The organism is Sedimenticola selenatireducens DSM 17993, from assembly GCF_000428045.1.
Lineage (GTDB): Bacteria > Pseudomonadota > Gammaproteobacteria > Chromatiales > Chromatiaceae > Sedimenticola > Sedimenticola selenatireducens.
The window spans coordinates 86,820-99,685 of record NZ_ATZE01000001.1 but is presented as its reverse complement, the minus strand read 5'-3'; the positions used below and the strand labels follow the sequence as shown (position 1 = coordinate 99,685).

General features: G+C 57.4%; 9 protein-coding genes. 5 read left to right on the top strand and 4 right to left on the bottom strand.

Annotated elements, in window-relative coordinates; genetic code table 11:
• Positions 1–24: 24 nt before the first annotated feature.
• Together A3GO_RS0100495 and A3GO_RS0100490 are read right to left on the bottom strand one after the other, a co-directional pair.
• Positions 25–1,821 carry a nickel-dependent hydrogenase large subunit gene (locus tag A3GO_RS0100495; RefSeq protein WP_029131736.1) on the bottom strand — a complete coding sequence of 599 codons (1,797 nt, stop codon included), beginning with the start codon at positions 1,819–1,821 and terminating at the stop codon, positions 25–27.
• The gene (locus A3GO_RS0100490) at positions 1,818–2,897 is read right to left on the bottom strand and encodes a hydrogenase small subunit (protein ID WP_029131735.1); all 1,080 of its coding nucleotides are present in this window, start codon (positions 2,895–2,897) and stop codon (positions 1,818–1,820) included. Before A3GO_RS0100490 ends, A3GO_RS0100495 begins: the two co-directional genes overlap by 4 nt.
• 567 nt (positions 2,898–3,464) lie before the next feature.
• Between A3GO_RS0100490 and folE2 the strand changes: the two genes are divergently transcribed.
• Both folE2 and dauA read left to right on the top strand, forming a co-directional pair.
• The gene (gene folE2 / locus A3GO_RS0100485; RefSeq protein ID WP_245621628.1) at positions 3,465–4,262 is read left to right on the top strand and encodes a GTP cyclohydrolase FolE2; all 798 of its coding nucleotides are present in this window, start codon (positions 3,465–3,467) and stop codon (positions 4,260–4,262) included.
• A gap of 129 nt (positions 4,263–4,391) precedes the next feature.
• The gene (gene dauA / locus A3GO_RS0100480; protein WP_029131733.1) at positions 4,392–6,083 is read left to right on the top strand and encodes a C4-dicarboxylic acid transporter DauA; all 1,692 of its coding nucleotides are present in this window, start codon (positions 4,392–4,394) and stop codon (positions 6,081–6,083) included.
• A gap of 86 nt (positions 6,084–6,169) precedes the next feature.
• Here the strand turns inward: dauA and A3GO_RS0100475 are convergent, their stop codons facing one another.
• Together A3GO_RS0100475 and A3GO_RS0100470 are read right to left on the bottom strand one after the other, a co-directional pair.
• A complete protein-coding gene (locus tag A3GO_RS0100475; protein WP_084609612.1) occupies positions 6,170–7,789 on the bottom strand; it encodes an ABC-F family ATPase in 1,620 nt (539 codons plus the stop codon).
• 237 nt (positions 7,790–8,026) lie between these two features.
• Entirely contained in the window at positions 8,027–8,668 is a 642-nt protein-coding gene (locus A3GO_RS0100470; protein WP_029131731.1) for a TetR/AcrR family transcriptional regulator, read from the bottom strand.
• Between the two features lie 125 nt (positions 8,669–8,793).
• On the opposite strand from A3GO_RS0100470, the gene mtoX reads away from it, so the two are divergent.
• From mtoX to A3GO_RS21840, 3 genes are all read left to right on the top strand, one after another.
• Complete coding sequence (gene mtoX, locus A3GO_RS0100465; protein ID WP_037374352.1) at positions 8,794–10,179, top strand: methanethiol oxidase; 1,386 nt, start codon at positions 8,794–8,796, stop codon at positions 10,177–10,179.
• 71 nt (positions 10,180–10,250) lie between these two features.
• Positions 10,251–12,212: a cytochrome c peroxidase gene (locus A3GO_RS21845; RefSeq protein WP_051301678.1), complete on the top strand. Its 1,962-nt coding sequence runs from the start codon at positions 10,251–10,253 to the stop codon at positions 12,210–12,212.
• Positions 12,213–12,824 carry an SCO family protein gene (locus A3GO_RS21840; protein WP_051301677.1) on the top strand — a complete coding sequence of 204 codons (612 nt, stop codon included), beginning with the start codon at positions 12,213–12,215 and terminating at the stop codon, positions 12,822–12,824. It begins immediately after the preceding gene.
• The last annotated feature ends 42 nt before the right edge of the window (positions 12,825–12,866 follow it).

Sequence of the window (12,866 nt, the reverse complement as noted above, 5' to 3'; positions counted from 1 at the left end):
CCTCCTTTTGAGACGATCTCACCATTAACGGACCTTGACCTCAGCCAGCTCCTGACCGTCTTCGCTCATCACGTGGGTGGAACAGGCGAGACAGGGATCGAAGCTGTGCAGGGTGCGCAGGATCTCCACCGGCTCCTCCGGCCGTTCCACCTTGGTGTTCAGCAGCGCAGCCTCGAAGGCACCGATGTTGCCCTGTTGGTCCCGCGGTGAACCGTTCCAGGTGGTGGGTACCACGCACTGGTAGTTGGCGATGCGAGTGTCCTTGATACGGATCCAGTGTCCCAGGGCGCCACGGGGTGCCTCGGAAAACCCAACCCCCTTCACCTCCGCTGGCCAGGTCTCCGGGTCCCAGCGCTCCACGTTCGCCGTGTTGCTGTCGCCGGCCTTGATATTGGCCAGCATCTTGTCCATGAAGTAGCGCATCTTGTCCGCCGCCCACTGCGCTTCCAGAGCGCGTGCGGCGGTTCGCCCCAGAGTGGAGAAGAGTGCCGATACCGGCAGGTCCAGGGTCTTGAGAGTAAAATTAATTTGCTCGGTGATCTCCTTGTCGCCCTTGGCGTAGCCGATGATATAGCGGGCCAGCGGCCCCACCTCCATGGCGTGCCCTTTCCAGCGCGGCGCCTTGATCCAGGAGTACTTGGCCGACTCGTCAATCTGGCGGATATCGGTCTTGCTACCCCGGGTGTTTGCCCCCAACTGGAAGTTAGCCTCGGTGATCCCGTCCCAGGGATGCAGCCCCTTCGACTCATCCGGGTACTTGTACCAGGAGTGCGGTACGAACTCCTGGATCTCGTCGGGATTACGCAGATCCACCTCATGCACCTCTTTCAGGTTGCCATTGATAATGGCACCGCGCGGCATCATCAGATTATCCGCTGAATAGTTATTGGCCCGGTCCGGGATATCACCATAGGCCAGCACGTTCATGCCGGAGAGACCGCCTCCATAGGTCCAGCCCTTGTAGAAACCGGCAATCGCCAGCAGGTCCGGCACATAGACGTTGTTCACGAACTCCCGCACCTGATCGATGATCGAGGAGATCTGGTTCAGGTTGACCATGTTGAGCGCCCCGACCGAACCGACACCGTCCAGGTTGATGGGGCAGGGCACGCCGCCCACCAGCCAGTTGGGATGGGGATCCTTGCCACCGAAGATGGTACGGGCCTTGACGATCTCCTTCTGGAAATCAAGCGCCTCCAGGTAATGAGTCACCGCCATCAGGTCCACCTCCGGCGGCAACAGGTAAGCCGGGTTGCTCCAGTAGCCGTTCTTGAACGGTCCCAATTGACCGGACTCAACAAACTTCTTCAGCCGGTTCTGGATATCGCGGAAATAGCCCGGCGAGGAGAGCGCATGCCGCGGCGAGATCTTCTGCTGCAGCTCGGAGGTCGCCTTGGGATCGGTCTTCAGGGCGTTCACCGGGTTTACCCAGTCGAGGGCGTGCAGGTGATAGAAATGCACCAGATGATCGTGCACCTGCAGGGCCAGCTGCATGATATTGCGGATCGAGTTGGCGTTCTCCGGGATCTGAATAGCCAGCGCGTCTTCCACCGCCCGCACCGAGGTGAGAGCGTGGGTGCCGGTGCAGACGCCGCAGATACGCTGGGTGAAGGCCCAGGCGTCGCGTGGGTCGCGTCCCTTGAGAATCACCTCCAGACCACGCCACATGGTGCCGGTGGAGACGGCGTTGCGGATTATGTTGTTCCCGTCCACATTCACTTCGCAGCGCATGTGGCCCTCGATCCGCGTGACCGGATCAACCACTACCCGCTTGCCGGAATCGTCCAGGGAAAAACCGTTGGGTGTCTGTTTCGTGCTCATTGATCCTGATCCCCTTTATGCTGCGCCTGTTTGATGGCGGTGACCGCCAGGTGAGCCGCGGCAGCGGCGCCCACGGTGCCGGCAGCAGCAATACCTACCTTGTCGGCATTGGCCTCGATACCAAACTGGTGGGTGTCGGTGACCCGGTCATAAAAGCTACCCTTGTCCCAGAAGCCGTCCTCGGAACAGCCGATACAGCCGTGCCCGGCCTGGATCGGAAATGACAGGCCACCGTTCCAGCGCACCGTGGAACAGGCGTTGTAGGTGGTGGGTCCCTTACAGCCCATCTTGTAGAGGCAGTAACCCTTGCGCGCCGCCTCATCATCCCAGTGCTCGACAAACTGGCCGGCATCAAAATGGGGACGGCGGTAGCACTTGTCATGAATCCGCTGGCTGTAAAACATCAGCGGTCGACCCTGACGATCGAGCTGGGGGAAGCGCTCGAAGGTGAGGATGTAGGTGATCACCGCGGTCATCACCTCGGCGATGGGCGGACAACCGGGTACCTTGATGATCGGCTTGGCAGCCAGGCCCGGCACCTTGTGCACCGGTGTCGCGCGGGTGGGATTGGGACGCGCCGCCTGCACACAGCCCCAGGAGGCGCAGGAGCCCCAGGAAATGATCGCCTTACAGTGCTCGGCCGCCTTGCGCAACTGCTCCACGAACGGCTTGCCACCGATAATGCAGTACATGCCATCCTCATCCAGCGGCGGATTGCCCTCCACCGCCAGGATATAGTTGCCGTCATATTTTTCGATAATCTCTTCGATAATCGCCTCCGCCTCATGACCAGCAGCCGCCATGATGGTGTCGTCGTAATCCAGCGAGATCATCGACAACACCACATCCTTGGCCAGCGGATGGGCCGAGCGGATGAAGGATTCAGAGCAGCAGGTACACTCCAGGCCGTGCAGCCAGAGCACCGGAATGCGCGGTTTGGTCTCCATCGCCGCGGCGATAGTCGGCGCGAAGGCCGGCCCCAGTCCGAGCGCCGAGGCGGTCAAACTGCAGTATTTCAAAAAGCTGCGGCGGGTGATCCCCTGTCGCCGCATCACATCGTAAAAGGTCTCGCTCATTACCCGACTCCTCCAGTGCACTTGGTTGGGTGGCGCGGCATTGTTTAAATCTTTCTGCCGCGTCCTGGGGGGACGGATTTGCAACGGCTGTGCCAAGCCGTTTTTTCTGATATATATCAGTCTCTTGTCAAAGCACTGACATTTTTACGAGCGACAACAAGTGGTTAGCGACAACACCCATTCGAGCACGGAGTTGAAAACCACTATTCCACTTAATTACCAGGGTAGTGACCCGTAAATAGGCTTAATCGGCAACTATTCCCGACCTGAATCATCCAATGAGTTATCGACGCACTGATCCGTGCGCGAAGAATCTGCCCAACCCATTGATTTATTGCGTTTTCATCAGCAACAGGCGGAACATTAACCGACACTGATGTTGCACAGAAGCATGCCAACCATCATAATCCCGGGTTCCCTGACAGCCACCTGTGCCCCGGCAAGCGCAAAACCCGGCAATCCGCCGGTGTTCGCCCGTCGTCAAACGGGGTAGATTGCAAGTAAGGGCATAATTGTTGGATGCGTAGGCTGATCGTGTGCGCACCGTTGTAGCGAGGAATAGAGACAGTGACCACCACCACTGAGATTGCTGACGTACAGAGCAGCGTCGATACCCGGCAGATCGCCATCAACAAGGTGGGTATCAAAGACATCCGTCACCCGGTGCGGGTCAAAGACCGTAGCGACGGCGAGCAGCACACCATCGCCACGTTCAACATGTATGTGAACCTGCCGCACAACTTCAAGGGTACCCACATGTCGCGCTTCGTGGAGATACTCAACTCCCACGAAAAAGAGATCAGCATTTCCAACTTCAAGGTGATGCTGGCAGAGATGGCCGAGAAGCTGGAAGCGGAGTCAGGCCACATCGAGATGAACTTCCCCTACTTCATCAACAAGACGGCCCCCATCTCCGGCGTACAGAGCCTGCTGGACTATGACGTTACCTTCATTGGCGAAGTGCATGGCGGCAAGCCGATCACCTACATCAAGGTCCAGGTGCCGGTCACCAGCCTCTGCCCCTGCTCCAAGAAGATCTCCGATCGCGGCGCACACAACCAGCGCTCCCATGTCACCGTGCAGGTCAGAACCTGTGGCTTTGTCTGGGTCGAGGAGATTATCGATCTGGTGGAGAGCCAGGCCTCCTGCGAACTCTACGGCCTGCTGAAACGGCCGGATGAAAAGTTCGTCACCGAGCGTGCCTATGACAACCCCAAGTTTGTCGAGGACATGGTGCGGGATGTGGCCGGCATGCTGGACAGGGATGAACGCTTCTGCGCCTATATCGTGGAGTCGGAAAACTTCGAATCCATCCACAACCATTCAGCCTATGCACTGATTGAGCGGGACAAGGAAGCCGAGTAAAGCCCGAGGCAATCCCAAACAAACTCACCGTAAAGGGCGCCATTCAGGCGCCCTTTACAGTTGGGTGATAAACCCTGGTTCAACCCACTCACCGCAGGCCCCATTAACTCTCACAGTCAGGCATCATCGATGTTTTCCGCACTCAGGACCGCTCTCGTCAATGAAAGATCCCTGTCCAGTATTCAATCGAATATTCTGGCTGGACTCACCGTCGGCGTTATCGCATTGCCGCTCTCCATGGCGTTGGCGATTGCCAGCGGGGTGCCACCACAGCATGGTCTCTATACCGCCATAGTTGCCGGCATTGTCATCGCCCTGACCGGCGGCTCCAAGGTGAATATCTCTGGCCCGACAGCCGCTTTCGTTGTGGTGCTGCTACCAATTGTCCAGCAGTACGGGATTGGCGGGTTGCTGGTTAGCGGTTTTCTGGCTGGAATAATACTCGTGCTGCTGGGCCTGGCACGGCTGGGACGATTAATAGAAATTGTTCCCTATCCTGTCACCGTCGGTTTTACCGCCGGTATCGGGGTGGTTATTGCCACCTTCCAGATCAAGGACTTTCTCGGCCTGAATATCCAGTCGCTGGACGGACATTACATCGACAAGCTTTGGCTGATTCTGCAATCAGTACCCAGCATCAACTGGCAGGAGACAATGATCGGCTCCCTTAGCCTGGGTGTATTGATCCTGTGGCCAAGACTGCAATCCCGAATTCCAGGTCATCTGGTGGCCTTGCTGATCGGCTCGGTCGCCGCTTGGCTGATTAGCCAGATCACCTCTGACTTCTCGGTCGCCACCATCGGCAGCCGGTTTCACTATGAATTGAACGGCATAACCGGGAGTGGCATACCCCCCTTCCTCCCCGGCTTCGAGTGGCCATGGAACCTGCCGGATGCTGAAGGCAATTCGATCGGGTTCAGCTTCAGCCTGCTCAACACATTGCTGGCATCGGCCATCACCATTGCCATACTGGGATCACTCGAATCACTGCTATGCGCCGTAGTGGCAGACGGCATGTCAGGAAAAAAACACAACCCCAATGATGAGCTGATCGGCCAGGGTATCGGCAATATGGTCGCCTCACTGTTCGGCGGAATCCCGGCTACAGCGGCTATCGCACGTACTGCGGCGAACGTCAGGGCAGGCGGCACATCACCCCTCGCATCGGTCGTGCACGGCCTGTTCATCCTGGTCGCCATCCTCTCCCTCTCCCCGGTGCTCGCCTACATTCCGATGGCATCCATGGCGGCGCTGCTGCTGATGGTGGCCTGGAACATGAGTGAGGCGAAGCATTTTATCCGCACGCTGAAAATTGCGCCCCGGGACGACATTCTCACCCTGGTCACCTGCTTTCTCCTGACCGTGCTGTTCGATATGACCATTGCCGTCGGTGTCGGCATGGGCTTGGCCGCCATGTTATTCATCCATAGGAGCATCCGCCTGACGGAGAATACCAAGGTTGAATCCGGGCGGATGAATGAACTGGAATTACCGAGCCAGATATCGATCTACGACATCAATGGCCCGCTTTTTTTTGGCTCCGCCCAGAAGGCCCTGAAGAACATAACCGCCATTACACCCGAGGTACGGGTGATTGTGCTCGATATGACGGAAGTCACCATGGTGGACATGAGCGCTATCGTGGCCATGGAATCAATCGTGGCCAATCTCGCGGCGAAGAATGTCGGGCTGGTAATCAGCAATCTGCAACCCCGAATCATCCTCAAGTTGCGACGTGCCGGTGTGCGTACCCGGCCTGGCAGAATCCGCTTTGCCCGCACCATGGACGAGGCGATCGAGAAAGCGAAACGGATGACCTGAAAACGTCGGGTCTGGTCTGTTGCGGTTAAGCCGCCGGGGGAGGCCGCAATCCGCGGCGTTTCGCCAAGCCGGCTATGGTAGGCAGATTACCCGGCCGCGCGCTGCCCAGCGAACTCTTCAACCCCCTGGCTGCGCAGATACTCCTCGTAACCCCCGCGGAAATCATTTACGCCTGTCGGGGTGATCTCGATAATGCGGGTAGCCAGCGAGGAGATGAATTCACGGTCATGGCTGACAAAGAACAGGGTACCGGGATAGTTCTCCAGCGCCAAGTTGAGTGATTCGATCGACTCCATGTCCAGGTGGTTGGTCGGTTCATCCATCAGCAGGATATTGGGCCGCTGCAGCATCAGCTTGCCAAACAGCATGCGCCCCTGCTCACCACCGGAGATCACCTTCACCGATTTCTTGATCTCGTGCTGGGAAAACAGCATGCGCCCGAGGGTACCGCGAATCACCTGCTCATCATCACCTTTCTGGCCCCACTGCGCCATCCAGTCGAACAGGTCCAGATCCTGGGCAAAATCGGCCGAGTGATCCTGGGCGAAATAACCAATCTGGGCGTTTTCCGACCAGCGTACATCTCCGCTATCAGCCTGCAGATCACCCACCAGGGTGCGCAACAGGGTAGTCTTGCCAATACCACTGGCGCCGATGATGGCCACCCGTTCGCCGACCTCGATCTGCAGATCGAGCTTGTTAAACAGGGGCGCCTCGCCATATCCCTTGCTCACCCCCTCCACTTCCAGCGCCAGCCGATAGAGCTTCTTGGTCTGGTCAAAGCGGATATAGGGACTGACCCGGCTGGAGGGCTTTACCTCGGCCAACTGAATTTTGTCGATCTGGCGCGCCCGTGAAGTGGCCTGCTTCGCCTTGGAGGCGTTGGCGCTGAAGCGGCTGACAAAGGTCTGCAGTTCGGAAATTTGCGCCTTCTTCTTGGCATTATCCGCCAGCAGTCGCTCGCGCACCTGGGTAGAGGCGGTCATGTAGTCGTCGTAATTGCCGGGGTAGATGCGCAGCTCACCATAGTCAAGGTCGGCCATGTGGGTACAGACGCTGTTCAGAAAATGGCGGTCATGGGAAATGATGACCATGGTGCTGTTACGCTGGTTCAGCACCCCTTCCAGCCAGCGGATGGTATTGATATCCAGGTTGTTGGTTGGCTCGTCCAGCAGCATGATGTCGGGATCGGCAAACAGGGCCTGGGCCAGCAGCACGCGCAACTTCCAGCCCGGCGCCACCTCGCTCATCAGGCCGAAGTGCTGGGACTCGGGAATCTCCAGGCCCAGCAGCAGTTCGCCGGCCCGCGCCTCGGCGCTGTAGCCGTCCAGTTCAGCGAATTCGACCTCCAGCTCGGCCACCTTCATGCCGTCCTCCTCGCTCATCTCCGGCAGCGCGTAGATCCGGTCACGCTCCTGCTTCACCGCCCACAGTTCGGCATAGCCCATGATTACGGTATCAAGCACTGTATAGGTCTCGAAGGCAAACTGGTCCTGCCGCAGCCTGCCCACCCGCTCGTTGACATCCACCTTGACATTGCCGGCCGAGGGTTCCAGCTCTCCGCCCAGGATTTTCATCAGGGTGGACTTGCCACAGCCGTTGGCGCCGATCAGGCCATAGCGGTTGCCGTTGCCGAACTTTACCGAGATGTTTTCAAACAGCGGCTTGGCGCCAAATTGCATGGTGATATTAGCAGTGGTAATCACATTAAATTCCGATCATCAGAGCGATCCGACAGCCAGCAACCGTCAGCGCTTGGGACAAAAAAGGGCGGGTAGTGCCTCGGCCGGGACCAGTCATCAGAAACAGCCGATAACTGTCAGCTACCTGGCAGGGGCCTGTGCATGCCGAAGGGCCACAAAGGGTGGTGTATGGTAGAGAAAAGCCCACGCGGGTTCAAGTCTGGATGGAGGGCAGTTGCTTCAGCGGCGCAGAGATCAGACTCAGCCGGCAACCTCGACAGCTTGCGGTCTTTTTCGCTTTACCGCCTCGCCGGTACTCAGGCCTCGCCACATGCAATCGATCAGCTCGTCATAGCATTCCGTCAGGGGCTGCTCCATCACCCCATCAAGCCGCAGGTGAATCATGCGGATCGCCCCGCCAAAGACTGTGGAGGCAACCACCCAGGGATTCCCCGAACGGATCTCGCCCGCATCCATGCCCTGCTGGACGATGCTTCGCATCACCTTGAACGGTGTGGAGCTGCAGATCGGCGGCTCATTGGGCAGGAACTCCCGATGCTTGGCATGCAACATGTACTCGATGATGTTGCGACGGCTCTCGGTGTACTCAAACAGCAACGCAATAATCCGGTTACAGCGCTCCCGGTTGCTCAGATCCTCCTCCATCACCTGATTCATCATCTCCTCGAATTCATTCAACAGGTGATAGTAGAGCGCCTTGGCAATCCCCTCCTTGCCGCCAAAGTGTTTGTAGATGGATCCGATGCTGACCTGTGACTCCCGCTGCACATCATGCACCGAAACATTGTGAAATCCGCGCTCCACGAACAGATCCAGCGCCGCGGAGAGAATACGGCAATCCAGTGGTTCGGGGGAAGGTGCCGCTTTATTCAGGTAAGGCATGAAGACTCCAGATCAATCGTTTTTGTTTGCTGATTATACATAGCATAGTAAAAAATTTGACAGAAATGAACATTCGTTCTACTTTTTGAATGAGTATAATAACAGAGCCAACAGGAGGAGACACAATGAATAATCCTGGATATGTGAATTCCATAAGGCCCGGGATACTGGCTATGGCCATGGCTGTGACCCTGTCGCTGCTGGGTACCCCTGTCGCCACCCGGGCAGATGAGACCTGCCAGTCGCCCTACATGGCCAAGATCACCGGCCAGGAGGATTTCGTCTACGTCTGGACCCTCGGTGTCGAGGGATTGGGCGACGGGCAGGACAAACTGGTCACGGTGGATGTCAATCCAAAGTCACCCAATTACGGTAAGGTCGTCGCCAGCCTCTCCGTGGGCGGCCGCAATGAGGCCCACCATTCCGGTTTTACCGACGACCGTAAATATCTCTGGGCCGGCGGTCTGGATACCAACAAGCTGTTCATCTTTGACGTCGCCTCCGATCCGGCAAAACCGACCCTGTACAAGGTAGTGACCGACTTTGTCGAGAAGAGCGGCGGCGTGGTCGGCCCCCACACCACCTATGCCCTGCCTGGCCGCATCATGATTACCGGCCTCTCCAACAACAAGGACCATGGCGGCCGCACCGCACTGGTCGAGTACACCAATGAGGGCGAGTATATCGCCACCCACTGGATGCCGACCGACCAGAACCTGCAGGGTGCCAAGAAGAGCGGCAATTTTGCCGATGGCTACAACTATGACCTGCGCGTGCTGCCGCGTCGCAATATCATGCTCACCTCCTCGTTCACCGGCTGGTCCAACTACATGATGGATTTCGGCAAGATGCTGCAGGACAAGGAGGCAATGAAACGGTTCGGCAACACCATGGTGCTGTGGAATCTGCACAGCAAGAAACCGAAGAAGATATTCGATGTACCGGGCGCCCCGCTGGAGATCCGTTGCGCCTGGCAGCCTAACCATAACTGGTGTCTAACCACCACCGCGCTCACCTCCAAGATCTATCTGGTCTACGAGGATGAACAGGGCGAATGGCAGAGCAAGGCCGTGGCCGATGTGGGCGATCCCGCCAAGGTGCCGCTGCCGGTGGATATCTCCATCAGTTCGGACGACAGCCATCTCTGGGTGAACACCTTCATGGACGGCAAGACCCGCCTGTTCGATATTACCGACCCGCACAATCCCAAGCAGGTCTACGAGAAGGTAATCGGCCGCCAGGTCAACATGGCCTCCTCCAGCTGGGACGGCAAACGGATCTACTACACCTCCTCCCTGCTGGCCAACTGGGACAAGAAGGGAGAAGACAATGAGCAGTATTTCAAGAGTTTCATCTGGGATGGTGAGAAATTGGTGGAGCAGTTCTCCATCGACTTCAATGAGCAGAAACTGGGCCGTGCCCATCAGATGCGTTTCGGCGCCTATTCGCTCTATAGCGCTGTCAAACCCAGCGTAACGACCGCCGTGGCAAAACTGGAAGCTGGCGACTGATAACCCCACTCATTAACCGGCGTGACCGGATGCGGCAACGCATCCGGTCGAGACGATATTCGCGAGATCAGATGTTAACCCGATCATTAGCCTTTTTTTTAACTTGTGGGCTGTGGCTGTTTTCAAGTGCAGTAGCAGACACCAACAGCCCATCAACCCCGCTGGCGGTCGGCTATGGCGGGCTGGGCTATCCGCTACCCCCCGTCGGCAGTTATACCCTGCCGGCCCTTGGTACGGCGGCGGACGGCACGGTACTGGATGCCACCGGCCGTTCGCGCCAACTCCATGAACTGTTTGACGGCAAGTACGTGCTGCTGGGATTTATCTACAGCAACTGCAGTGACATCAACGGCTGCCCACTGACCGCCCACGTCTTTTATCAGATCAAGGCACGCATGCAGCAGGATGCAGAACTGGCGGACAAGCTGAAACTGATCAGCCTCAGTTTTGATCCTGCATCAGACACCCCGGAAGTGATGGCGCGCTATGCCAATAATTTCCGTTATGCCGGCAATCTGGGCGACTGGCAGTTCGTTACCACCGACTCCGAACAGACACTGGCGCCGATTCTCAACGCCTACAATCAGCAGGTACAGAGAGACGTCGCCAGCGACGGCAGCAGCAGCGTGGGTTTCTCCCATATATTGCGCGTTTTTCTGATCGACCCGCAGAAGCGGATACGCAATATCTACAATGTGGATTTTTTGCATCAGGCGCTGGTCCTGAACGATATCAAGACCCTGATCAGGCAGGCGGACCCACAAGAAAAGCAGGCCAACTCCGCCCATGCCCCTAAAAAAATGCCCAGCCTGTCGCAACCGGGTGACGACAAGACCGGCTACGAAAGTGCCGGCTACAAAACCAATTCCCGGGCACTGGAATTGCGCCGGGGAGAAGCGATTGATCTGATGCAATGGGTTGAACGGCCGCCACTGGGACTGCCGGCAATCCCCCAGCCGGACAATAATCCCATTACCCGTGAGAAGATCGCGCTGGGGCGAAAACTGTTCTTTGACCGCCGCCTCTCCCTCAATGACACCTTCTCCTGCGCCATGTGCCATATTCCGGAACAGGGGTTCACCAGTAACGAGCTCGCCATGGCGGTGGGTGTCGAGGGGCGCAGCGTGCGGCGCAACTCGCCAACAATCTACAACAGTGCCTATGCCGCCCTGCTGTTTCATGATGGCCGCGAGGATAGCCTGGAACAGCAGGTGTGGGGACCATTGCTGGCGAAGAATGAGATGGCAAATCCCTCGGTCGGCCATGTGATCAACAAGATCGGCGGTATTGATGAATACCGCGGCCTGTTCGAAGCGGCGTTCAACGGCAAGGGCGTTTCCATGGAGACGCTCGGCATGGCACTGGCCAGTTATCAACGCAGCCTGGTCTCCGGCGATTCTTCCTTTGATCGCTGGTATTACGCCAAGGAACCTGCCGCCCTGCCGGCTCCGGCACAACGCGGTTTCAAGCTGTTTACCGGCAAAGCCGGCTGCGTTGCCTGCCACAATATTGATGAACAGCACGCCCTGTTCAGTGACGATCAGTTGCACAACACCGGCATCGGTTACCGCGAGTCGATGGGCATCCGCGCTGAGCGGGAACAGATACAGATCGCCCCGGGCATCACCATTGATGTTGATCGCTCTGTCATAGACAGTGTCGGTGAGCCACCCCCGACCGACGTGGGACGTTACGAGATCACCCAGAACCCCTACGATCGCTGGAAATACAAGACGCCGAGCCTGCGCAATATCGCCCTGACCGCACCCTACATGCACAACGGATCACTCAGCACATTGGGTGATGTAGTGGATTTCTATAATGCCGGCGGCGTGCCCAATGAACTGCTTGACCCGCTGATCCAGCCGCTACAACTGGACGAGCGGGAGCGTCAGGATCTGATTGCCTTCCTGCAGTCACTGACCGGGCGCAATGTGGAGCAGATCGTGGCCGATGCCTTTGCCGCACCCGTGGGTGATGTCAAAAAAGGCGATCCCGGCTGGGCCCACGAAAGCACCGCGGAGGCACGCTGAATGCGTATGACCCGGCTGGCCCTATTGATTGTGTTGTCGCTACTATCCAGCCTTTTTACAACCATTCAGGCGAGCACCTCCAGTATCGGCGGCGACTTCACCCTGATCAACCACGAGGGCAAGACATTCCATCTGCAACAACTGCGCGGCAAGGTGGTACTGCTGTTTTTTGGCTATACTTACTGTCCCGACATCTGCCCCACTGAACTGGCCGGCGTATCCAGGGTGCTTGACGGGCTGGGCACCGATGCCGACCGGGTACAGGGAGTGTTCGTTTCCCTTGACCCGGAGCGCGACACCCCCCGGGTACTGAAGGATTATCTGGGTTATTTTAATCAGCAGTTGATTGGCCTGACCGGTTCAGATGACGCTATCCGACAGGTAGCAATCCGCTATCAGGTGCGCTATCAAAAACACTCACTATCAAACGGCAGTTACAGCCTGGATCACTCTGCCAATCTGTACATTATCGATCAGGACGGACAACTCTTCAGCGTAGTGCCCTATGGCCTGCCACCCGAGCACGTGCAGCGTGTAGTACGCTCACTATTGGATAACAATATGCAGAGTGTGCGGTCGCCCAAGGATACGCTCAAGGACGCGAGTCGATAAAAGCGCTTTAGCAAAAAAATCATTAGAAAAAAGATCCATACA

Excerpts from the sequence above, each read along its gene's own strand:
- A3GO_RS0100495 (WP_029131736.1), bottom strand. The coding sequence starts at position 1,821 with ATGAGCACGAAACAGACACCCAACGGTTTTTCCCTGGACGATTCCGGC.
- A3GO_RS21845 (WP_051301678.1), top strand. The coding sequence starts at position 10,251 with ATGTTAACCCGATCATTAGCCTTTTTTTTAACTTGTGGGCTGTGGCTG.
- A3GO_RS0100470 (WP_029131731.1), bottom strand. The coding sequence starts at position 8,668 with ATGCCTTACCTGAATAAAGCGGCACCTTCCCCCGAACCACTGGATTGC.
- A3GO_RS21840 (WP_051301677.1), top strand. The coding sequence starts at position 12,213 with ATGCGTATGACCCGGCTGGCCCTATTGATTGTGTTGTCGCTACTATCC.
- dauA (WP_029131733.1), top strand. The coding sequence starts at position 4,392 with ATGTTTTCCGCACTCAGGACCGCTCTCGTCAATGAAAGATCCCTGTCC.
- mtoX (WP_037374352.1), top strand. The coding sequence starts at position 8,794 with ATGAATAATCCTGGATATGTGAATTCCATAAGGCCCGGGATACTGGCT.
- A3GO_RS0100490 (WP_029131735.1), bottom strand. The coding sequence starts at position 2,897 with ATGAGCGAGACCTTTTACGATGTGATGCGGCGACAGGGGATCACCCGC.